At 70.4% G+C, this 25,187-nt stretch carries 4 protein-coding genes; all 4 read right to left on the minus strand.

Annotation, left to right across the window (positions count from 1 at the left end):
• Window positions 1-59: 59 nt before the first annotated feature.
• The gene (locus tag KIH74_RS35260) at window positions 60-698 is read right to left on the minus strand and encodes a helix-turn-helix transcriptional regulator (protein WP_214160798.1); all 639 of its coding nucleotides are present in this window, start codon (window positions 696-698) and stop codon (window positions 60-62) included.
• A 177-nt stretch (window positions 699-875) separates the two neighbouring features.
• The gene (locus tag KIH74_RS35265; protein ID WP_214160799.1) at window positions 876-1,337 is read right to left on the minus strand and encodes a hypothetical protein; all 462 of its coding nucleotides are present in this window, start codon (window positions 1,335-1,337) and stop codon (window positions 876-878) included.
• 35 nt (window positions 1,338-1,372) lie between these two features.
• A complete protein-coding gene (locus KIH74_RS35270; protein ID WP_214160800.1) occupies window positions 1,373-3,097 on the minus strand; it encodes an RICIN domain-containing protein in 1,725 nt (574 codons plus the stop codon).
• Window positions 3,098-3,166: 69 nt separating this feature from the next.
• A complete protein-coding gene (locus KIH74_RS35275; protein ID WP_214160801.1) occupies window positions 3,167-25,153 on the minus strand; it encodes a hypothetical protein in 21,987 nt (7,328 codons plus the stop codon).
• Window positions 25,154-25,187 lie beyond the last annotated feature (34 nt).

The raw sequence follows: 25,187 nt of genomic DNA on the forward strand, positions 1-25,187 counted from the left end.
TTCTTCTGATGGCCTGGGCAAGGCACCTCTCCCGGATCGGATCATGACGGTCGCGGGCCTCAGACGACCCCGGCCCGCATCGCGTACGCCACCGCGTGGGCGCGATTTCGCAGATGCAGGCGCTCCATCAGGCTGTAGAGGATGCTCTTCACCGTGCGCTCGGAATACTGCATGCGCTCGGCGATCTCGGTGAGCTCCAGTCCCTCGGCGATGTGCCGCAACACCGTCACCTCACGGGCCTCCAGACCCGAGGCGGTCAGCCCGCGCGGCGCCAGCACATCCCGCTGGAGCCGGACGAACTCGGCCACCAGCCGGTTCTGGATGTCCGGGGGCACGTGCGTCCCGCCCTGGTGGACGGTGGTCAGAACCCGGCCCAGATGATCGGGGGTCGCCTGGGTGCGGTAGACGAACCCGGCCACCCCGAGCTCGAAAGCCGCTGCCAGATCCGGAGATCCGACGCGGTCCAGGATGATCACGATCCGCGGCCGGTCCGGTTCGGGTTCTCCCCGCCGCTCCTGCGCGAGGCTCCGGAGTCGCTCCACCACCCCGGCGTTCATCTCGTCCGTGGAAATCAGCACCACGTCGGCCTCGGCCATCCGGTCGACCTCCTCGAACCCCAGCCGGTCCACGAGGAAGATCCGCAGGCCGGTCCGGCTCAGCGGATCCGGATCGTCGATGACCACCCGGAGAGCGCTCACCGGTCGGCCTTTCCGGCCGGGAAGGGTGCGCCCCCAGCCGCGCTCACGGTCGCGCTCACGGCTGCGCTCACGGCTGCGCGCCGGTCCTGCGCGATCGGGTGTTCATTCATGTCCTTCTCTACGACGGTGCGGCGGCTCTCGTTCACCTCGGCACCGGATTTCACGATCGTGATCGAATCAGGACGCCATCAAGGGCTGCACCGGACTCCAGGACGCCGGCGCGGCGACTCGTGCCGGCCAGGCCGTCGACGTCCGCCCGCCGCGAACCGCCCCGCCCCGCCAGGCCATTTGCGGTGCGGGCACGGCCATCCTGATCGCCCACAGAGCCTGCTCCCCCATTCCCTCCGGGTAGCGCACCCGCAACCAGGGCCGGGCCGTCGCGGACATCTCGTCGGCGAACCGGGACAGCGCCGCGAGCATGTCGTCCGGCGGGGCCAGCTCCGGCTCGGCGTCGATGAACAGATCGACGTGTTCCGCCTCCGGTGCGACCTGGGCCAGCCAGGCCGTCACCGGCTCGCCGACACGGTGCAGCACCAGGTGGGGGTCCACCTCCCGTAGCCCCCACTCCCAGGTGAGCTGGTACTCGATGACGACATCCTCGGGAATCGCGTCGAAAGGGTCCTGTGGAGCCTGCGTCATGATGCCGTTCTCCTCGAACATGCTGCGGTGTAGGCCTATCTGGCCCGCAGCAGCCACTTCTGGTCCTGGGCGGCGGTCTGTAGATCCCACTGCTCCACCAGGTACCCGTTCCAGGTACCGTCCGACTCCGGCGCCGGAAGGTCGTCACCGAACAGGTCCACCGCCTTGCCGGAGAGCCGGTTGGTGATCCAGACCGCGCCGCCACCGGCGTCCGTCACCGACCACTGCTGATCGGCGTCCCCGGTGTTCACCGTCTCGACCACCAGCTTGGCCTGATTGTCGGCCGCACCGTCCTGCACGGCCAGAGCCATTCCCTGGAAGGCGTTCTCGATGAGCACGTGCTCACCGTCCGGCGCCGTGACCAGTTTCCAGGTCTGGTCCGCGCCACCGTCGTCCGCCCACATCTGCACCCGGGTGCCCGGCCCCAGACTGCTGTCCTGATCGCCCGGAAGCTCGAGAACCGCCTTCGCCCAGAGATTCTCGAGATGGTACGTCTGGTTCGGGTCGTACAGGGAACTGGTCGTCGACGGAGCGGTCGTGGGCGTGTCCTGCCCACCGTCGCTGTCACCGTCGTCGTCATCAACGGGCGGGACACCGGCACCGGTGGACGGTTCCTGGCCCGTCTTCGTGGTCGGCGTGGCCGTGGCACCGGTCGACGGCCGGGCCGGGGAGGTGACCGCCGGCGTCGCCGAAGAGGTGACCGGCGCCGCCTGGCCGGCGGTCAGGCGGGTGTCCTTCTGGTACACCGGCACGAATACCGGCACGCTGACGGCGAGCTGGGAGACCGCGGTCCGCGGCAGCCCGCCCGCCTGCCGGATCACCTCCGGACCCCACTGGAGCGCCCCGAGCGCCAGGTCGAAGGCGTCCGCGTCGTGGAACGCGGAGAACTGGTTGACCATGTCGCACAGGGTCGCCGCGAGCGTCGAGATCGCGTCGTCCGGATCCCAGACCGACGCCTTGCTGCTCGCGTACTCCTCCCACAGGTCAGGGGCGAACTGGGCGATGCCCTCCCCCCGGGCGGTGCGCAGATTGGCGTCGAACCCGGAGGCGACGCCAAGGTAGGCGGCCACCCTGGCCGGCGTGACCTCGGCACACACCCGTCCGGCGTCGTTGATCCGGCTGACCAGGGCCTCCGGCACGGCGGTGGCCGAGGCGGTCTCGGTCGGCGTGACCGGCGTGGTGGAGAACGCGGCCTGGTCGGCATACCACAGGGCATATCCAGCGACGGTGTCGACGAAAGCCCGGGTCGCCGCGGGAACACCCTTCGCCGCGACCACGGCGTCCAGCCCATCGTGCTGGGCGGCGACCGCCAGCTCCCAGCGGTCACCGTCGACACCCGCTTGGCGGATCTGGCCGGCCAGCTCACACATCTGATGCCCCAGAGCCAGGATGTTCGCGGCGGCGTTGCTGCGGCTGACCTCGTCGGAGGGCTTCCACCGCTGCCACTCGGCGTCGCTCAGTCCGGCGATCCGGGCGCCGGAGGAACCGGCCGCGAACCCGGAGATCGCCATGAGCTGGCCCGCCACCCGGGCCGGGGTGAGGGTGGGGCAGGACAGCGCCGCGGTGACGACCGCCGGCATGTCCTCCTCCGGCACCACCCGGCCGGGGATCTTGTCCGCCTCGGCACTCGCCGACTGCAGGTTCACCGCCAGTGCGCCGAGCAGGGCGAGGACCACCACGACGGCGAGCAGCTCCAGACGACCGGCCGTCGTCGAGGCCAGTCGCCTCAGGGCGCGGGGCACTGTGCCGAACTTGCTCATGCTGAACTCTTCACGCTCATTCGCCCGGGGACGTGTCATCCACGTCTACGGGCACGAACCCGGTTCCGTTCACAGCGGGTGCACATCCGTGGAAGAACTCGGGCGTGGGCGGTTGCTCCACGGCGTGGTCCAGCCGAGGTCAGGCAGGGAGGAGGCGTGCGCCGTCGGTGTCCCCGGCCGAAAGGGCCAGGTGGGAGGCCGCTTCTGGGCATCAGGCACGATCCGGGTGCCGGCCGGAATCGGGTCCTGCGGGTCGGACACGGACAGCCAGTCGGCAAACTGGCTCTGAAAGCCGTTCCCCAGCACCACGGCCCCGGTGGAACGGGCGCTCGTCACGGCGCCCAGGACGGTTCGCGCGGTGGCCCGTTGCTGCGGGGTCAGTTCCGCGGACCCGGGCAGATGCACGATCAGCCGCCCGGGCCGCGGAGGCTGCCGGTAGACGTCCAGACCGGGATGCGGGCGGGTGCCGTCGGCACGGGGGAACCACAGGTACAGGCCCGACGCGACGACCGCCACGACGGCGTCGTCCCGGGTGAACGATCCGGGACGCGTCCCCCGCGACAGCATCCCTGGCCGGAACAGGTCCGTGGCGACGTCCACCGGTTCGGGATCGCCACCGTCCTGGTCGAAGCGCAGCGCTCGGGCCACCGCGGCTACGGCCGGGTGATCAGCCGGGACGGCCTCGGTCAGCGCGGCCAGCTCGACGGTCACCGGCCGCTCCAGGGCACGGGCCAGCCGGTCGACGAGGTCGATCTGGATCGGGGCCGGCGAACCGGTGGTCTCCGGCTCCAGCCGGTATCCGGTGCTGGGAGAGTTCAGCAGGAGCCGGCCGATACCGGGAAGCGGGATGGCCGGTTCCGCCAGGTGCCCGGCCCACTTCAGGGCCTGGTCCCAGGCGTGGTCGATCTCCTGCCTCAGCCGGTGAGCCTCCTCCACGACTGCCGCGCGCCGGGCCGACCGGGGCCGCGAGCCGGCGAAGTCGGCCTGGACGGCGGCGTACAGCGGCTCGGCCCGCCGGGCCAGTTCCTCCCAGGCACTGCGCAGTTCCCGCTCGGCCCGGTCGACCTCCGCGGTGATCGGTGGCGACGCGGCCGACCTCAGCCGGGCGACCTTCGCCGCGGCCTCGCCGACCACGTCCTCGAACAGCTGACCGAACGCGCCGAGACGTTCCAGGGGAGCGGCGTCGCCGGCCAGGTGGGCCTCGACGACCAGCAGGACCTCACGGGGGGTCGCCCGCATCGGCCGCAACGGCATGTCCTCGGGTTCCCGGCCCTGCCGTACGGCCTCGTCGTTCCTCGCCCTCCAGGCCCGCGTCTCCCGTTTCTCCTCAGCCATCTCGGCAGCCGTCCGGGTATCGGGGTACCGGGTGCTGTTCATCAACGCGAAGCCGGACTGGATCCGGGTGGGCAGCCGGGTCTCCGGCCCTCCCGCCGCTGCCTCGGAGCCGGCTGCATGCAGGCGGACCGAGGTTGCCGCCAACGCGTCGGACACTGTTCCGGATCGGTAGGCACTCGAATAGTGATCCAGGGCATTGAGCAGGTGCCCGAACTCGTGCTGGAGGGTTCGCCCGTTGGCGTCCATGCGGAGGTTGACGTAGTTCTGCGTTTCGCGTTGCACGCCCCGGCCGTCGACCGGTGACCAGACGTGCTGGACCACATCCGCCGGGCCACCGTCGAGGACAGCGTCGGTCCTGGCCCGTAGGTAGTACACGACGCCGTTGCGTATCACGGGCCCGGACCGGTTCCAGGAATCGGCTTTCCACACGTGATCCAGTTGGTGGAGGAGGTAGAGGTCTTCCAGAGTCACCCGGTCGTGCCGCGCGCGACGGATGCGGACGGAGGCCTCGACGACGACGACTTCTCTCACCTCGCGTCCCGGTACCGGATGGTCCCCCTCCGGCACGGTCACCGTGTGGGCACGCGTCCAGAACTGGGCCAAGGGGTGTGTGTGGAGCGAGTACGCCATTTGCTCGGCCCTCTGTGCCTGGGTCAGCAACTCCGCCCGGGAGTACCTACTGCCGGCCACGGCATCGGCCAGGGCGCTCTCCAGATCCGCCCGTACGTCGCCGGTGCGCCGGCGCGCCAGTCCAGGCAACCGCACCTCCAGCTGGAGCTGGGCCAGGCGCAGGCGGGACACCTGTTCCACCAGCAGAGGCCCCGGAGTGCGCAGCAGATCCGAGAGCCTGCCGAAACCGGCGACGCCGCTGCCGGACAGTGCCATCACCATCTCGGCCGAGACCCTCCTCACCGGGCCGGTCCGCCGTTCCAGGCCGGGATGCATCGGGTCCCAGCCGGCAACCTCGGACGGCAGCCGCCAGACCGGCCCTTCCGCGGGTATCTGCGGCCCGGCGGTGGAATAGGCCGGCACCGGCGAGTACCTGGGACCCGGCACGATCTGGTGGTCCACGTCGTCCAGCCAGTCGTAGACATCCGCGAGCTCGTTCGTGACCAGCTGGAAGACGTGGCTGTCGGCAATGTCCAGAACGACTTTCATCGTCGCGGGATTCAGCGTCTGATGCTTGACCGCGTCCCCCAGCGCAGGCGTCTGCGTCACGGCCATCCCCACGGGGACCCGGTGCACATACAGCTGATGGGCCACCTCGAAGACGTCGTGCACCACGAAGACGTCGCCTTCGGGAATCGCGCCGACCGAAAACTCCCACGCCGCACCGGGCAGCAGGACGCGACGGTCGGGATGGACGTCGGACGTGCCGTCCGGTCCGAGGGTGACCTCGAGCCAGCCGCGTGTCCATTCGGTGCCGGCAACCGGCTGCGCCTCCACCCGCCCGTCCTCGTGCACCTTCAGGTCTTCGGCCGCGAACGTGTACGGAACGCGCGCGTTCTCGGCCAGTTCCCGGGCAACGTGCACGGGCAGGTTCGCCACCACCAGGGTGGCCCCCCGCAGGTTTGCCCCGTGCGCGGAGAAGAGCGACCTCAGTCGTGCCTGTACCTGCGGACGGCCCGCGTCCGCGATCACCGGTCGGCCCTGCTCGTCGGTGAGAGCCACGTCCCGCCCGCCGTCCGGGCGGCTCCGCATCGCGGTGCCCGGGACGTCGGGTGAGATCGGCCATTCGTCCGGGGCCAGCCGGATCGGAAGGGTGGATGCCTCCGCCGGGTCGGGTGCCGCCACGAGGGGGTCCCGCGAGTCGGCCTGCGGACGATCCCGGACGGAAGCCGGCTCCAGCTCCGGGTGGGGCATCTGCTGTGGACGGGTTCCGTCGGGGCGGAAGCTCAGCCATGCCGGGCCCTGGCCGTCGCCCCGGTCCGCGAACGCCGTCACCGGGCGTGCGGTGATCCGGGCGATCTCCTGGGCCAGGACACCGGATTCCGGCCGGAGAGGCTGATCGGCCGTCGCAACCCCTGTCGCCCGCAGCACAGTGACGCCCTTCGCGTCGGCGGTCAGGATCCAGCGGTCTCCCAGCGCGACATCAGAGCCGATGCCGCTGGGGGTCAGGGCCCGTGCCGTGATGGAAGGGCGAGTCGCTCCGGCTGCCATCAGCGCATCCGCCCGCAGTACCCGTGTCTGCCAGTACCCCAGCGATGTCCGGGCCTGCTGCCATCGGGCTCCGGATGTGTAGTCGAGGGCGATTCCCGGCAGGCCCAGGAACCGCCGGGCCAGCGCCGTCCGCTCGTCGTCCGGTTTCCCGAGGTCTGTCAACCGGGCTCGCGCGATCTCCTGGGCCGCTGCCAGTTCGGGCCGCAGCCGCCGGGCCACCTGAGCGGCTGCCCACATCGGCAGATCCTCTTGTGGGGAACGCGAGGGCCCGGGTTCGGGGGCCTCCGGCAGGTTGCGCAGGTCGGCATCCGCCTGGGCCAGGTCCACTGTCAGTGAGACGGCGGCCGACGGCTCGGGCAGGCCGGCGTTCAGCCAGGTCGCCAGCCGCTGGGGCGCCCGGCCCGGCTCGGCGATCCGTAGATCCGTCCAGCGTTCCCACGGCAGAGCGGCGAGGTGGTCGGTCATCCGGGTCCGTTGCCGGGCCGGCGGCTCACCGGTGTGAACCGGGTACAGGACGACGGGCTGACCCGGTGCGGTACCCCGCACCTTGCCGATCCAGCCGTGGAACTGGAGATTCGATCCCAGCGTCTCCACCGCCCGGGCGAACTCCGGTCTCGGCACCTCCCCCTGAGACTCGTTCTGCGACAACAATTCAGCAAACAAGGCACCCAGTCGGGCGACGTAATCCGTGTGTGCCTGGGCGAGCTGGTCCTGAGCCCTCCCGACGGCGTCCCGGTCCCCTTGGGCCGCTGCATCGTCGCTGGCCTGACGGGCTGCGTCGACGTCCCGGTACAGCCGGGCCTCCTCGTCCAGGAAGTACTGAGCTTCTCGCGGTGGCGCGCCGACCTCGGGGACGCCCGCGGCACCGGTGCTCTCGTCGCTGAGTTCCAGCGCAGTGTCTTGCGGAGCCAGTCCGAGAAAGCCTGATGCAACATGTGATTCGTCAGGGTTCTCGGCAAGCAGCTCCCCGAGCCCGATCTCCTCGGCTTCCAGCAGTCGCCCGGCCGGACTGCGCACGACGACCTGCGGCCCCCGCAGGTCCACTTGCTGACCCCAGCCGTCTTCAGACCGCAGTTGCTCCGGAAGCTCGCCGAGTGGGCGCCACCCGCCTGCACCAGGCATACTCTCGTCCAGCCACTCCGGATCGCGGCTCGCACCACCCCGCACATCGTCGTCGGCCTCCAACCATTGCCGGGACCGCTCCGCCTGCGGCAACGATGAGCGGCTGGAGTTTCCTGTCGTTCTCGTCCCCCGGAGCCGGCTCCGGGGGACGTAGATGGCGACGGCCTGCCGGTACCCCGGCTGGAGACCGTCCAGGACCGCGCGCAGGACGGTTCGGTGCTGAGGCGTCAGACGGGGATACCCTGGCACGTGCAGCATGAGCTCCCCCGGTACCAGGGGCTTGTAGTCCGGGTCGTACCCGAGGTGGGGGGCGCCGGGGAGGGAGAGCACCAGGCCGGAGGCCACCATGCGGACCGGAACACCATTCACGGTGAACATAGTGTCTGCCCACATGTCAGGGGCGAACCTGCCCGGCAGGAACCAGTTCACCGCCACACCGGTCAGCAGCGGAGCGCTCCGTCCTCCGGGCCAGACCTTCATCCCGGTGGCCATGGCCACGTCTGCCTCCCCCGGGCGGGCGGTGCCGTCCGGGTAGAAATCCATCACCACCGGCAGGCCGAGACCGTCAGCCATGGCCCAGACCTGTTCGGGTGTCGGCCGGGGGCGCAGACCGTTCCACTCCAGGGTGTGGACGCCGTCGGGCCGGGGAATCAGGTACCCGCCCCCCGGGGCGGAGATCCGGCTCTGACCGGCCAGCACCGCGGACCGCAGCGCCTGCTGCTCGGCCAGTTCGATCTCGTGATCGATGCGTTCGGCCTCATGCGAGCGCTGGGCCTCGTGGGCCGGGCCCGTCGATGCCGGATCCGGTCGGGTCAGGTGAGCCCGGAACCGGCGCAACTGCCGTGCCTGCCGCCGCCATTCGCGATAAAGCCGGTCGCCGGCTGCATGCAGCTCTTGCGGTGTGGCCCGGCCGGCGGCTACCTCCCGCCGGGTGTGCTCGTAGTGGCTGGCGGCGGGAGCCACGTGTCGTTCGTATCGCTCGTGAGACCGCCGTAGCCGCAGCGGGGGTGCCTGGTCTCCGGCCTCGACCGCCTCCAGAATCATGAAAAGGTCGCGTGCGGTGATGATCTCGTTGTCATGCATCAGTGCCCCGAGCGGATCCAGATGCGTCGAGGGACGGACGACGCGGATTTCCGATGAGTCCTCCAGATGCCGGTCCGGGCGCACCCGGAGTCTCTCGTGGCGCAGCGGGTCGTCCGGCCGAGTTCCCCGGTTGGGATACCGGTCGGGCAGACCGAAGTGGTGGCCGTACTCGTGGGAGATCATGGAACCCGACGCATCGGAGCGGAGGTTGCCGCTGTCCTGCTCAAGCCTCTCCCGACCCTCGGGATCGATGGGTGGCCATACGTTCATCACATCGTCGGCCGATAGGTTGCCTTCGGCCGCATGCTCGACCCGCATCCGGACGAAGAACATTTCACCGTTGAATGTCACCGGGCCATGCCCGTTCAGGTGCTTGTTCCTGCCTCCGGCTCCACGAACCTGCCAGGCGCTCAGTTCGCTCTCGGTCGTCGTCTGGCGCCGGCGATGTCTGGTGCGGGTGGTCAGTTCCAGCAGTGGCAGATGTCCCGGGAGGCGGTACACACGAGCCCGGTACTGGGGGGAGGGATAGAAGCCGAACGTGTCGTCCAGCCTGCTGGTCAGCTCGATCCGCTCTACCAGGTACCGTGCGTCGACACCCAGTTCCGGCTGCGTCCGCGCCCGGTCCAGGAGCGCCCGCAGCTGGGTCATCGCGTTCCCTTGCTGTTCGGCCCCTGAGCTCAGCGCGGGCTGCAACCGCCGGATCGCCGTGACGAGGTGCTGGACGATCGCCGGGGGCAGGTCGCCGGCGCTGAGCGCCGGCCACCACGACAGCGGTTCCGTCTCGATCTCCGAGCGCCGGAGCTGGGGCAGGCTGACGAGCCGGCCGGGGTTGGCCGCCCGCAGGGCGTCGGTGATGACGGGGGGCTGCACGTCAGTGGCAGGCGCCATCGGCATCCGCAGCGACGGGGCGTCGCCGAACGCCTGGCGCCCCGCGCGGGAGTACGAGGGTACCGACGGCGCTGTGCTCAGGCGACGCATGCCGATCCGGGCCGGCTCGGGCAGGATGCGCAGCAGCTGCTCATGGGCCAGTTCCTCCAGCACCGGATCGGAGACGTCGTAACTGATCAGGATGGCGTCGGTGGGGCGCAGGCGCCGCCTCAGGCGACGGTGGCCGGAGCCTCGCTGGGGCCGGCCCGGGACGGGGATGGCGTCCGCCTCCAGGTCCCGCCCGGCCACCTGGGAGACCGCTATGCCGGCCGGGATACGGCGAAGATGGAGGACGTACTCCAGCCCCTGGGCGTCGATGACCACGATCGAGGACGGCAGGGTCTGCCGGGCCAGCGCCTCCTCCCAGGCAGGTGACGGGTCGAGCAGCCGTCCGGTGGCGGTGACCGTCCCAGTGGGTCCGGCCTCCAGCCAGCCCCGCGTCGTCGTGGTGCCCGTCACCGGCTGAACCGTTACCGTGCCACGGGACACTCCCAGCCCGTCCTCCGTGAAGTTGAGACGAATCCCGTTGTCTTGGGCCATTTTACGGGCCACAGGAATCGGCAGGCCGGCCACGTACAGCGTCGCGCCGTCCAGCGCTCGCGCCTGGGCTGCGACATACCGGGCCAGGTCACGCTGATTCTCCAACAGGCTGCCGTTCGCGATCGTCACCTGCCCCCTGTCGTTCGCCCAGGCCACCTGGGCCGTCCGCTGCGGTGACCGCTGTGCGGTGAAGCCACGAACGGCGGGTGGGACGGTTACTTTCAGCAGCGCCACGGCACGGCGCCGGGCCGTCGGGCCGGCCCCGGACTCGGAGTCGTACTCGGCACGGGGCTGCGGGACCGGCCTCGGCGCTGAACCGTCCGGCTGAAAACTGAACCAGGACGGGAGAAATCCGTCTGCGAGATCGGCGAAGGCAGTCACTGGCCGGCCTGCCTGTGTGGCCATCTCCTGGGCGAGCAGCGCCGCCTCGGGCCGCCAGGGCTGCTCGGAGCGGGATGCGCCCGGCGCGTGCAGGAGCGCCTCCCCGTCGACGACGCCCAGATCCCATCGGTCACCGCTTCGCAGGTCGGCCACCATTTCCTGCGGGGTGAGCCGGGGCGCCCGTGGCTGGGCGCTCGAGAGTTGCCCGGCCCGGTCAACCAGTTCCTCCCGCCGCCGCAGGATCTCTTCGGCCTGTCGCATCCAGGCCTGCACCCGGGTTCCCTTTCCCGAGCCCTTCACCCCCGGGAACCGTTGAACCAGGGCCGTCAGGCGAGAGGTGCGCAGGCTCAGGTGCTCCCGTGCCGCGTCGCGTGATCCGGACAGCACGCGCTCCAGCCGCCTCACCGCCTGACCGGCCGCCCAGGCGGTGAGGCGGGATTCGACGACCGCGTCGTCCGTGGGCCCGGGCAGCGCCGAGAGCGTCTCCTCCGCGACGGCCGCCGCCGGCGAGCGCGGGACCGATGAATCTTGCTGCACCAGAGAGTCATTCAGCATGACGACCAGCGGCAGCTGACGTAGCCGGGTGCCCACGGAGATGTCCGGCCATCGGTCGGCCGGCAGCTGCCCGATCCGGTCGATCATCCCGGCCCGCCATGCAGGTGTGTCGTGTGCCGACTCCACCGGTTTCAGCACCACTGCGCTGCCCGGCGAGCTGCGCCGCAGGACGCTCTGCCAGCGGAACAGCTCGATCTTCGCGTTCAGCGGCTCTGTGGCCAGGCCGAAGGCGGCCCGGTCCCGGCCGCTGCGCAGGTTCCGCTGCTCGATCAGCTCGGGGACGACGTCTTCCATGGTCGCCGTGTAGGTGTCCAAGGCTCGTGTCAGTGCCTCCTCGCCGGCGCGGAGCGCCTGGGGGTCACCGGTGTCACGGGCAAGGGCGGCTGTCTGCCGGGCCGCCTCAACGGCCCGGAACGCTTGCCGTTCGAGGGTTTCGAAGTGGTGCGCGTCCAGCAGAGGCGCAGACGGCATCTGGTTGGCAGGGGCCGGTGGGGCTGTCCTCGGCCGATGTGCCGTCGCCGGGACCGACAACGCGGCGCGCCCACCAGAACCCGGCGGCGCCGGGCGGGAGGCCCCCTCCCCTTCGTAGGGCCAGCGCAACGGCTCCGGCGGCACCCTCGTGAAAGTTTCACGGGTGCGCGGGGCGACGGCCGTCCAGTCCGTGACGTCCCGGAACCAGTCCTGGAGCCGGGTCACGGTGCCGTAACCCTCTACCCAGACGAATGGCTGGCGCTCCACATCGAACCAGGCCAGGATCGTCCGCAGGGTCTGGCGCTGCCGGGCGGACAGTTCTCGTCCCTCGGCCCCCTGACGGTCGTCCGGTCCTTCGGCCAGCCCCCCGACCAGGACGTGCAGCCCGTCATCGCGCGGTATCGTCCGGGACTCGTCCATCCCCGGATGCGGATCGCCGGGGAAACTGACGGAGACCCCGGCCGGCAACACCCGCACGGTCGCGTCGTCCAGACGGAACACCGCGGCACCGCCGGCCGGATCCCGTACCAGCGGATGGCCGGCCCGGAAGAGATCCCTTGCGATCCCTGCCATTTCGGGGTCTGTGCCGTCCGGCCGGAACCGCACATGACTGCCGGTGGGTTTGACGGGTCTTTTCACCGAGTGCTTATCGGTGAGCGAGTCCAGGTCCACCACGACCGGGCGGCTCAGGGCCCTGGCGAGCCGGTCCAGCAGGCGGAAATCGGCTCTCGCCGGCGTCACGTCCGGAGAACGGGGACGGGACTGCTCCTGCGGATAGCTCAGCATGTACTCACCGGACTGCCGATCAAGGTCGAGCCGGCCGCCGTCCCACACCGGCATGGTCGGTTGCCCGTGCCGAGAACCCAGACCCAGCACCTGATCACGGGCCAGATCGGCCTCCTGCCGCAGCAGCTGGGCCTCGGTCAGCGCGGCCCGGTACGCCGACGAGAAGGGGGTGGACGCGTCCCGCTCGCGCACGATCTCGGCGAGCCGGGCCTCGGCGAACTCTGCCTGTCCTGTCCACGCCTGCTGGGCCGCGGCCAGAGCGGCACGCAACGGTTCGCCGGGCAGCTGATGCTCCGCAGTCTCGTCCAGCCTTTCCAGAGCCGGGACGACATCGGTCCAGTACCGGTCCTGCACCCGGCCCAGAGCCTCCATCCGGGCCTGATCACCGGCACGGTACCGCTGAATCAGCGTCAGGTAGTCCCGCGGTGACGGGCGTATCACGGTGGCCGGATCCAGGTGAGCGGCGTGCATCAGCGCATCGGGCGCGGCCACCCTCGACGGTGGCCGGGTCTCCGGTCCTCCACGGGCCGCGGCAGATCCCCGCGCATGGATCCGAATCTCTCTCCGGCGCAGCGGATCCTGTCCCTTCACCTGCTGCGGGTCGGGGTAGGCGTCATCGAGTCCGGCTGCCTGGTGACCCAGTTCGTGGTCGATGGTGAGCCGGTTGGCGTCCGACCAGAAGTTCGAGGCATCCGGGTCATACCGCTTCTGGCCCTCCGGGCCGACCGGTGACCAGACGTGGATCGTGCGGTGGACGGGGCGACCATCGCGGACCGGTTCGGATCGCAGGTGCACATACCAGATCTCACCGTCCACGTCGATCGGACCGGAGGCGTTCCACAGGCTACCGTCGGGGTCCTCCTGATCCCGGCGGATGCGCTCCAGGTCACCGGAGGTGGTCCGCTCGTGCGCCAGCAGACGGCTGCGCATCGTGTATTCCAGCACCCGGACCGATGCCACCGTCCGGCCAGGAACAGGCTGGGGGCCCTGCTCGGGCACGGGCACGGTGTACTCCCGGGCCTCGGCGAAGGACTCCGGAAAGGCACGGACCACCCGGGCCAGATTCTGCCCGTGCGCCACCAGATCCAGAATGTCCTGCCCAGAAATCCTTTCCGAGGCAGCAGGCACCCGGGCCAGTGAATCCTTCAGGTCCTCGCGGACGTTCCTGGTCTGCTGGGGGGTCTCGAGGCCGCCGGCCAGGGCATGCACCTGGTGCTGCGCCGTCCGTAGCTGCTGCGTCTCGCTCTCCGTCAGCGGCCGGAACCCGTCGAGCAGGCTCCTCAGCTGGTCCGCCGTCACCTCGGAAACGTCCCGCAGAAAGACGCCCACGTGCGAGACCGGACGAGCCGGGGTGGCGTGCCGCATCGCGCTGACATCGGGCTGGAACACCGCCGCCTGCGCGGGAAGACGCCAGATCAGCCCGTCACCAGGCGGACGGTCCCCGGAACTGCCGAAAACGGGGAGAACTGAGATGCTCGGCCCGGCGGCGTACGGGACGCCCACCAGGAAGGGGTACCGGCCGGCCAATGCCTCCCTGATCCCTACCAGCATCGCGTAGTCCCGGACGTCCACCGTGACCAGAGGGCGGTTTCCGGGATCGGTCGCCAGAATCCCGGGACCGGCGAAAGCACCGTCGGTTACAGCTATACCGGACGGCACGCGATGTAGGTAGAACTGGTGAGGCATCTTCAGTTCGTCGATCACGGTGAGTGGTTCAGCGAAATCAGCCTCGGCCAGATCTGTCTCCCAAGGCGGGGACGGGCTGAGGATTTTCCCGGTGACGACCACCGTCCCATCGGTGCCGGCTTCCAGCCAGCCTCGGGTCGTGGTCGTGCCGGGAACCGGCTGTACCACGATTGTGCCGTCCCGGGCGACCCGGAGCGGCTCCGCCGTAAAACGCAGACGGATTTTGTTGTCCAGAGCGATCTTCCGTGCCACCGGTTCCGGAAGATCCGCCACATAGACGGTCACCCCGTCCAGGATGCCTCCCTCGGTTCCGAGGTGGCGGGCCAGGTCCCGCTGGACCTGTGGCCGGCTGCCGTCCGCGATCACGACCTGACCGTCGTCGTCCACCCAGGCAAGTTCGAGTGTCCCGTCCGCCGTGGGCCGCGAGACGAACCCCTGGACGCCGGGCGGGGCGGAACCGAGAACCACCGTCCGGGATGCGGCCGCCAGGAATTCTGCCGGACCTGGCACCGAAACCGGTTGCGGGGCGAAGCCTTCCGGCCCGAAACTGAACCATGCCGGAGGCGTCCCGTCCCCGGCGAAGGCCGTTACCGGCTCACCCATCTGAACCGCGATCTCCTGGGCCAGCAGCGCTGCCTCGGGACGCCACGGCTGCTCGGTGAAGGATATACCGGGAGCCCGCAGGACCAGTTCGTCACTCAGTACGCTCAGGTCCCAGCGTCCACCTTTCCGGACATCGGCCAGTACGGCGTCGGGGGTGAGCCGGGGCGCCAGAGGCGGCGTCCCGGCGAGCGCCACGGCCCGGCGGAGCATCTGCTCGCGGTGTTCCAGCGTGTCCTGGATCTGCCGCAGGCGACTGCGTGCGCGCGTTCCCTGTCCGACTCCGGGCAGGTCACGGAATCGCTCGGCCATGGCCGCCCGGCGTGACCGCTGCTCGTCGAGGTGGTCCCGGGCTGCGTCCCGGGACCGGGTCAGGACAGGCAGCAGCTCCTGGGCGAGGCGTCCGGCGGCCCAGGCGCCGAGAGAGGATGTCCCCGCGTCGGTCTCCCCCGGTTCCGGGGGTGCGGGCAGCGCTGCCAGCGCCGTCTCCGCGGCCACCTGGCCGTCCGGGACGGGCAGGGCTGTTTCCTGCTGCACCAGAACGTCGTTCAGCATCGCGGCCAGCGACAGAGAGCGGGGCCAGGCACCGATCGAGATGTCCTTCCAGCGATCCGCCGGGAGCTGCGCGATCCGGTCGATCATCCCGGCGCGCCATGCGGGGGTGTCGTAACCGGACTCGACCGGCTTCAGGACGACGGGAGTGCCCGGCGTGCTCCGGCGCAGGACGCCCTGCCAGCGGTACAGCTCGAGTTTCGCGCTCAGGGAGTCAAGGACCTGGCCGACATCAGGGTCGGCCTGGCCGGCCCGCGGATCATGCTGCACGACCAGATCGGCGACGATCTGCTCCATCGCCTTCGTGTAGCTGTCGGACGCGTGGGCCAGCCTCTCCTCGGCCGCCCGGACCGCCTCCGCCTCTCCGGTGGAGCGTGCGGCACCGAGTGCTTCACGTGCCCGGGTCACGGCGTGGAATGCCTGGCGTTCCTGGGCCTGGAGGAGCCCGGCGCCGGGAGGCGGACCGGGCGGGCGGTGGGCATCAGCGCCCGACGGGGCCCGGCGGGCGGGAGGACCGGCTACTGCACCGCGCGGCGCACTCGCGGTGGCTTGACCTACGGCGCTGTCCTCGCCGTGGTCATCGGGCTGCACGGGAGGCACGCCGTCCGGTGGGCCGGACTGCGGGGCGCTGTTGCCCGCCCCACCTGCAGGGCCGGGCTCGCCGGACGCGGGGGTGGTCAGCTGCCCTGGATCGTCGGGCCGGCCCAGACCGTGTGCCCGGACCAGGCTTCGGGCCAGAAGTTCCAGGGCACGAGGCAGATCCTGGGGCGAGGGGGAACCCGAGAGCACGGCCGCCATCTGCGCGGCGGTCACGACCGGCACCACCTCCCTACGCAGCCGGAGCACACGGGTGTCGTCCGGGTCGGTCAGATCCTCGTCGCCCGAGGCGGTGTGGACCGCGGTGGCCGCGGTCTCCACCGATTCCTGGACTCGTTCCAGCCAGGTCCCACCCAGCCCTGCCGTCCGCTCGACGGCCGTGCGTGCCCGGTCAACCATCTCCTTCCATTGCTGTCCGAAGGCCGTCGCAGCCGATGTGTCCGTCGGCCGCCGCCCGAATCCTGCCAAGAGCGCGTCGACGGCGAACGGCCGGACCTCGCCGAATACCTCGGCCGGGTGGGAGGTTCCCGGTTCACTGCCGGATCCGGTGACCGGTTGTGCTGTCTGCTCGACGACCGCCCCGGTTCCCGGCTGGACGGTCCCGCCGGCCACCGCCGCCCCGGCGTCGATCAGCGCGGCGAAGACGGCATCGCCGCGGTCCGTGGCCTCGTTTTCCTCCCCGCTCTCGCTCTTCAGCCTCGCGGGAATCTCCGGGGATCCGGTGTTCCCGGTGGCCTGATCGCCCGGCGCCACCACCTGGTCCTCGAAACCTTCGGTCGCCTGTAGGGATTCCTCGTCCTCCTCGAGGATCGGCGCCAGCCTCGTGCCCGTCCGCCCGGTCACCGGCGGCCCCGCCTGCTCCCGGCTGGCCGTGGCCGCCACCGGTTCGGCCACGGCCGGTTCAGCCGTCACCGCTTCTGCCGGCAGCGGATCCCCTTGCGACGGCAGGGTTCCGGCGTTCCCGGGAACCTGCGGCAGGAAGGCGGGCAATCCGCCGGCGGTGAAGGAGGGAACCACCAGGGACGCCACCGGGGTGACGCCGGAGGCGGAGGGCAGCAGGCGGGTGCCGCTGCGCTGCGGTACTTTCCGGCCGACAGCGTCGAGCACCTTGCCGTCGGCACGGATCCGGTGCCGGGTCACGGTGCCGTCGGCGGCTGTGTAGTTCAGTTCCACGCTCCGGCCGGTGTTGTGAGCGATCACCCGGGCCACCGGCAGCGGGACGGACGGCGCCACGGTCAGCGCGTGCGGCAGTCGGACCCCGGGTACCCCACCCACGACCAGAGCGAGCAGCTCGTCCGTGGCGGCGTTCAGCTGCGCGACCACGCCGGCGGGAGGGCCCTGCGGGGCGAACATCTGCTCCTCCAGCGTGGAGCGGTGACGGTCCTGGAAGGCGGTCAGCCAGGCGGCGTGGCCGGGATGGCTGGTGGACAGCTGGTCACCCGCCCAGCGCACGGCCTCGACGTAGCGGCTGTGCACCTGATGGGCGGCCGAGGACATCAAGACCATGTGCGGGGTCCGGGCGTCCTCGATGAGCCAGCGGGAGGCGTCGTTGGCCCGGTCCAGGAGGTCCTGGTGGTCCAGCGCCGCCCGGCTGAGCAGTTTCTCGAGGTGGTAGCGGGGCGTGTGCTCGCCGGTCGTCGGCCAGGACGTCGGCGTCGGCGTGTGGCGGTCCAGCAGAGCCTGAAGGCGCGAGAACCGCAGCAGCTCGTCGTACTGGGACCGGTAGATCAGCAGGTGCGCCTCGCCGAGGAACCGGTCGCTGTAGCCCGTCCCGGTCGGGCCGTCGCCCAGCATGCCGCGGCGCACGGCCTGGATCTCGGTGTTGCCGAGGTAGTTCACGACCACCCACAGCATCGGCCCCTGTTCCTTGGGGTGGTGCTCGTCGCGTTTGACGTTGGCGTCCCGGGCCCCCTCGCCGTGGTCGGCAGCGAGGTCGGCCCCGGTCCCGCCGGCACCGTCCAGCGCCGGGTTCGACGTGACGCTCTGGTTCGGCGGGGCCGTCGTCGTGGGGCCCGATCCACGCCCCTGTGCGGGCAGGTCCCGCGTTCCGCCGTTCTCGACGACGTCCGTGATGTTGCCGTTCTGCCCCAGGGTCACGGTCAGCGACGGGCGCCAGGAGTCGACGCTCCTGGCGATCGTCGTGCCGATCTGGTGCTTGGAGTAACGCCCGACGCCCGTGCCCTGGGGCAGTTGCGCCACGACGCGCGGGTGGAAGAAGTCTCCCTGCATGCGCAGGGCCGCGCGCCGGCCCTCGTCCCCGCCGACGAAGATGTTCTCCATGACGAGGTGTTTCTTGCCGATCGTCTCCAGGATGTGGTCGCGCATGTGCCCGCGGGCCTGCAGCTGTTCCAGGGTGATGACCGAGCGCACGGACTGGTCGTTGGCGTCCTGCCCGAACATGCGGCCCAGCAGCTCCCAGGTCCTGGGTACCGCGTCGTCGAGGTCGACGGCCACCACCATCGCGTCGGCGGGCAGGGCGTCCAGGCGCACGGGGGTCAGGTCGTCGAGAGGCAGGGACTCGTCCACCGGGATCGCCAGGATCTCCGACCCGGGTTTGCGGGTCACCAGCGTGCCCTCGAAGGTGTGGAGGACCTCGTCGCCCAGGTGCTGGACGTCGCGGGTCAGGCCCGCGACGACATTGCTCAGGGGCCGGTTCACCATGTCCAGGCGGCGGACCCGGACGGTGAGGTCGAACTCGTTGCGGAGGTAGAAGCCTCTCTCCCAGTCGTATCCGACGTGCTCCTGGGTGTGCTGGGCGGACTGGACGACCTCGCGGCGGTGGCCGGCGGACATGTCCAGCTGGCCTCCGCCCGAGGTTCCGGAGGTGGTTCCCTCGCCGCCGAGTCCGGTCTTGGGAGCGGTGAAGCCCCCGGCGACGGACCGGGACGTGGACTGGCTGGACGCGGCGTACTGGTGGGCGTAGGTCTCCAGACCTGCTCCCTCCTCCATGCCGGTGATCTCGGCATCGGTAGTGAGCCGCATGCCGATGTTCAGCTCGACGGCGTCGGCGGCCACCCCGCCGATCCGGTTGAACAGGTAGAACGTGACGCCCCGGGTGTGCAGCAGGTCGTCGAGCATGGCCTGTTCCCGGTTGCCGCCGACCAGGCTGGTCAGGAAGTCGATGCCGTTGGCCAGCTTTCCCACCACCGGCTGGTCGCCCCGGTACGCGCGGTACCAGACCTCCGGGATGCGCTCGGTCGGCCAGTCGGCCCGGCGCAGGCCGATCAGGCCGGGCACCGCCTGCTCCACGGCCTGGTGCAGGATGTCCACCGCGCGGATCCGCCGTGGCCTGTCTCCGATCCCGGCGGGTGGGCCGGGCACCTCGCCGGGCCGGACGTCCATCGACTCCACCCCGTGGATGCCCAGCGCCTGCAGGCGGCTGTCCTTTCTCATGCCGAACGGGACGAAGAGATCCCGCTCGGTCCTGCCGGTCGTGGCGAGGAACTGCTCCAGGGCGCCCTTGTGGGTCTTCTTCCGGTACGTCGCCACCTCGGCCAGGATCGCCCCGGCATCGGCGTGATCGGCGGCCTCGCGCTCCAGACGGTCCAGCACGGCGAGGATCTCGTTCTCACGCAGCGCCACGAGTTCGCCCTCGTGCCAGCGTGCGACGTACTTCCGGACGACGTCGATGTCGATCGGGAGCTCCGGGTGACGCCCGTAGGCGGCCAGTGCCCGGGGTACGGGCAGCAGGTACATGAAGGTGCGTGGTCCGAGGGTCTCGCTGTCCGGATGCACCCGGCGGGGCCGCAGTTTCCCGTCCACCTGCTCGACGGTGCCGACGTCGAGTGTCAGGGTCGTGGTGAAGAAGAGGGCGTCGTAGAAGCTCAGCGGCAGTTGTTCCTTGCCGTGCGTCTTCGACACGGACGTCCCCTGTCCCCGGCTGACCCGCGCTGTGGCGTCCACCTCCCCGGAGACCGCGCCCACGGCGCTGCCGTCGCTGAGCGGGCCCCCGGCCCGGACACCGGCCGAGAAGACCCAGTCGCGCTGGATCCTCTCCGAATGGGAGGCCTGGCTGAGCCACAGCCGGATCTGGCTGGCGACGAACTTGCCGTCCGAGGCACCGGAGTAGAACGAGGGTCCGATGGTTCCCTTGATCCCCAGGCCACCGTTCGTGTGGGAGATCAGGCCCGGGGAGAAGAGGCCGCCGGTCTGGTACTCGTCGTGGAGGAAGTCCGGGACGAACGAGCGCATCATCGTGGTGCTGCCCAGGTTGGCGATCTGCTCGTCGGACAGCTTGCCGACACCGGTCAGGGTCGGGAACATGTCCCGCAGCAGCGGCACCAGCCCGGTGGTGTCGAGGTAGTAGACCAGCGCCTTCTCCAGCACCGCGGGATCGGTCGCAGGAAGCGCGTCCAGGGCCGGGTCCAGGGGATCGAACTTCTCCAGGCCGATGTCGGGAAGGACGAACACGGTGGCGTGGCCCTCGACCGGATCGCTGTGCCAGGTCAGCGTCTTCTGCTCGGCGGCCCGCTGAACCGCTCGCTCGGCGCGGGCCTGCACCAGCTGTTCGCGCGCCTGCCTCTTCTTCTCCAGACGCAATTGTTCCGGCGTCAGCTGCACCGGCCGGGGCTTGCGCAGCTTTCCCTGCCCGCCCGGCCGGCGTGACTCACGCCCGGGCCGGGGGTGCGCCGTGTCGCTGGGCTCGGGCCGGCGTTTGCGCAGTTTCGCCGGGCCGGCGCCTTCGACGTCACGCGCGATCCGGAACTGGTCCTTCTTCCGGCGCCGGCGCTGCCCCTCGGCCCGCCTGGCCAGACGCTCCTGAGCGGCCTGCGGCAGGTCGTCGAACGTGAGGGTGGCCCCGAACCGGCCGGGCAGTCTCACGGCGTCCTGGTCGCCCGGCGACTCCAGCAGCTCGGGGTAGTTCCCGATGAAGGAGCCGCTCTGCCCGGCTCCCTTCGTCCACTGCCGGTCCACGCCGGCCGTGACCATCTGCAGCAGGTCGCTGCCGGCCTGGAACCGGCCGCCCAGGGTGATGCTCCGGGATCCGGAGACACCGTGACCGGCGCTGGTCGATCCGATGGACAGGTTGACGCTGTGCATGTGCGGTGTCGTGTAGAGGTAGTAGTCGCCGTTCGGGTCGAGGTTCTGCTCGGCCCAGACGAGAAGCCTTGCCGTGTGCGTGATCCCGATCTGGTCCACGGCACGCAGGACGACTTCCAGCCCGTCCTGGAAGATCTGGTCGTAATGGGCCTCGATGCCGTCGGTCGAGAGGAACTTGTCGACGATGCGCTCGTTCTCGAGCAGGTCACTGACGTTGAGCTTCAGCCAGCCCTTCCTGAGCCGGTGCCTGTCGGCGGGATGACGCCGGGAGAACGGGCGCAGGGGGTCCGGCGACAGCAGCCCCACCTCCCTCAGCACCTCTTTCACCTGGCGGTTCAGGGTCTCCGCCACCCTCGGCTCGAGGGTGGGCAGGCCGGTTCCCGTGCCGTGGTTCTGGAGGATCTGGGCGCGAAGGCGGATCGGCAGGTTCTTCGGATTACGCTTCTCCCGGGGAACCTTCTCCTCCGGCACGGCCCCGGGATGAAACTCGATCATCCCGTCCTCCGAGAGCGTGCCGCCGATCTCGGCACGGGTCGCGGTGAATCCCGTCGCCAGTGCCGACATGTCGACGGAGAACCCGTGGGCGAAGGCCGCCCACTGCGGCATCACCACGATCGCCGCACCCTCGTGCCAGGCGGTCCAGCGGATCTCCTTCTCCGGTCGCCGGATCAGGGAGATACCGGCCCGGTGACGCATGTCCACACGGTGGACCACCGAGGGCCCGGTGTAACGATCCACGTTCACCCACAGACCGGTCTTACCGGCGCTGACGGAGTCGCTCTTCGACGCCGAGAAGGCGGCCCTGAAGTTCGGGCCGAGCGTCACCTCCGGGACGACCGGCAGGGCGTCGGCGGCCGCACCGACGGAAAGCACTCCGGACTGGGTGAGGGACTCGGTGACGGACGACGCGGCGATCGCCGTGCGCACCTTCTCGATGTGCATCTTGTCGCTGGTCGCGCCCAGCCGCTGGTGAAGCACCGACTCGAGGTGCGCCTCGCCGTCGGTGACGACCACCTGCCGGTACAGGGCCCGCTGGACCCTCTCGGACTGGATCACCACCTTGGCGACTGCCGTACCGTTCCGGTCGTGGACGAGGAAGTCGTAGCCCGTCGCCTGCCGGCCCGCGTCGTCGTGCGCGTCGTTGACCGACTTGTGCAGGTTGACGGACAGTTTCATCACCAGCTGCGCATACAGGTCGAGCAGTTCCGTGCTGCCGGGCCGCACGTCCAGGCCGCCGAGGTGGAGCTCGCGGACCACCCCCTCGTACAGGTCCTGCAACCCGGTGAGTCCGGACGCGAAATAGGTGTCCGGGAACTTCCTTCTGGCGGCGTCGAGCGCCTGCGCGAACTCAGGACGAGCCGGCCGGACCGGAACGACCTGAGGGGCCACGCTTTCCAGCAAGTTGCTGGGGATCCAGGTGAGGAGTGACTCGGCGGTCGTGGCCGGCTCGGTCGTCCCCCTGTCCCGGGAGTCGGTGCTCCAGCTCGGCGTGACTCTCTTCCAGGGCACGAGCGGGCTGGTCCGGGTGCGAATCGTGTACAGCGGCTCGTAGGCCACGAGCGTCGAGTCGGCCCGGTAGTCCATGACCCGCCCGTACTCGGCGTCCTTGAACGCCGAGGTTGAGATCACCCGCTGGTTCATGGTGCCCGAGAGGCTGACGCCGGCCCGCACGATGGCGGCGAACACCATGCTGAAGTTGGCCTGGACCCGGGTCGCGCCGGCCAGGCCGGTGCCGCTGCGGGTGGAACCGCCGATGGCGAACTGCCCCAGGGTGTTCTGGTTCGCGTGGTGGTGGCTCTTCCTGTCCCGGGCCTGCTGCTCGGCGATCCGGTCGATCTCCTGGGTGTAGACCTCCCGCAGCTCGCGCAGGTGCCGGGGCTTGAGCCGGTCCTCCTTCTCCAGCTTCTGGAGCACCTCCGTCAGTTGCACCCGCAGGGTTTCGGCCGTGGGCAGGACGTCCCGGGAGACCCCCTCGGTGTCGGTGATGACGGTCGCGTTGCCCAGTCCCAGCTTGACCAGGACCTCGACGCCGTCGAACGGCATCAGATAGCCCTCGGTGGTCATCTCACCGGCGCGGTAGGCGGTGAGCAGGCGCGCGCGCAACGTGCTGCGGTCGTTCTCCGAAACCGCTCCGCCGGCCTCCTCGATCGCGGCGATCACGGCCGGCACCACCTGATCCATTTCCGGCATGCGCGAGCGCGGTGATCCCAGGCTCGCCGCGGCGGGGAGCATCCACGACGCCTGCGGTCGCCTGGCCTGCTGGGCCGGGGCGGCGTCCGGCTGCGCCACGGCGTCTGCTTCCGCCTCCGGCCCGGCCTGAGCAGCCGACGTGCCGCCGGCTCCGGTGACACCGCGGGCGCCGGTTCCCTTGGCCCCGTCAGGGCGCGCCGCGAGGCTCGTCGTCTCGCTGTATTCCGTTTCACTCCAGTGACTTCCCGCGTCCGACGCAGTGTCACTGAGATCACTGGATGCGCGGCTGCTGTCCGTGTCACCGGCCCCGGCGTCGTCGTGACCACCGCTCAGGCTCACCAGGCCGGCATGATCGGCACCGTGCCGGCCTGCCCCGGCCCGACCTTTCTCCAGCCCCGTTTCCACGGAATCGATCACTGCGGAGGACGAGATGATGCTTTCCACAGGTGTTTTCGCGGCGCCCGGTGGTGACAGCCGGGTGATGAACTCGTCCACGTACGGGCCGGCGATCAATTGCTCGACGTCCATCCGTGTGCGGTGCGCGTGAACGATCAGCAGGTCCACGAGCTGGTCGCGCAGATCCGCGTCCGCCCGGACCTGGCTCGCGATCTGCGGACCGATTCCCGGCCAGCGCAGCCGCGCCTCGATCACCTGGTCGGCTGTCTGGTAGGCCTTCTTGCGCACGCCCTTGCCCAGGGCCGCGATCCGGGCCCTCGCGGCGGCAGGGTCACTGGCCGGGCGGCTGAGATCCCCGGCAGGGGTGAGGTCTCCCAGGCGATTGCGCCGGAGCGGATCGACCGAGGTGAGCGACGGCGGTTGTGTCCTGTGGTCATTCGTGTGCAGAGGAGCCCGTCCTCGCGGAATCTCTGCGGCAAAGTGTTTCTTGCGCAAGCGGTTACGCGGCGAGGCGGGCAGCTTGACGTCCGTTTCGGCACCGTCGTCCATCGCGGTCACGATCCTGGCCATCCAGGCCCCCAGCAGACCCGGCAGGCCGTCGTCGGGGGTCCACTGCTTCGTCCGGCTCCCGATCGGACCCACCGGAAGTTCCGGCGTCGCGAAAGCCTTCTGCACCAGTGCGTCCAGTGAGTTGACATGCCCCTTGGCCGGTTGCGTCGATCCAGGGTCCAGGAGGTACGTCGGCGACCCGCTCACCTGCGAGTGCTCCTCGCCGGGGTGGGTGAAGTCCGGTTGCACCAGTTCGGCCAGCGAGTTGAACCGCTGCGCGGGCCATCCGGCCGGTTCTGGCTCGCGTAGGGACGACAACGCGGACGGCACAACGATTTCCGGCAGGGTCATCTGCGTTCCCATGGCCTGGCTCAGACCCGCCCGCTGTGTCGTAGCCGGATCCGTTTGAGCCGTCACCGAATTCGGTGCTGTCAGCTCCTGACCGCCCTCCAGCCGTACCACCGCACCGGCTGCGGACACCACGATGGCGTGGGCGTCCACCGGCACCCGCGGGATCTCGCCCTCCGGCAGAACCCTCTCCCCTTCCTGGTTCTGCAATTCCAGCCAGAAGGTGTGCTCACCCCAGCGCAGCACGGCGAACGCATGCTGCGGCAGACCGGGGGCCTTGCTGTAGACGAACCCCGCCGTGCCGGGACCGCCGGCCTCCACGGCGCCCACCACCGGTTCCCAGGACGTCCCGATCCGGTCCCAGGTGCCGGCTCCGAGCTTCTGGGCCGTCAGCAGTTCCGGGGTCAGCGCCGGGTCGGCGGTGGCCGGCCGGGTGGGACGCGCCGACGGGTGGAGGGACGCGTACAGCTGCTCCAGCCGCAGCAGGCAGTCGGCCAGGTAGTTCTCCCATCCGGCCAGGAGCCGCGTCAGGTCGATTTCCAGTTCGGCCCGGGCCTGGTCACGGGTGAGCGTGCGGTCGGCGCGGCGAGCGTCCAGCCCGGTCACGGGCTGCTGGTCGGCCGTCATCTCATCGAAGAAGCTCTGCTCGTCATGGTTTCCGCCCTGTCGGAACAGCTGCGGCAGACCGGCCCCGGCCCTGTTGCCCGGTTCGGGCAACAGCATGCTGCGCCTGACCATCTGCGCTGACCGGATGGTGAAATACGCCGCGTTG

Origin of the sequence: Kineosporia corallincola, from assembly GCF_018499875.1 — a bacterium.
Taxonomy (GTDB): Bacteria; Actinomycetota; Actinomycetes; order Actinomycetales; family Kineosporiaceae; genus Kineosporia; species Kineosporia corallincola.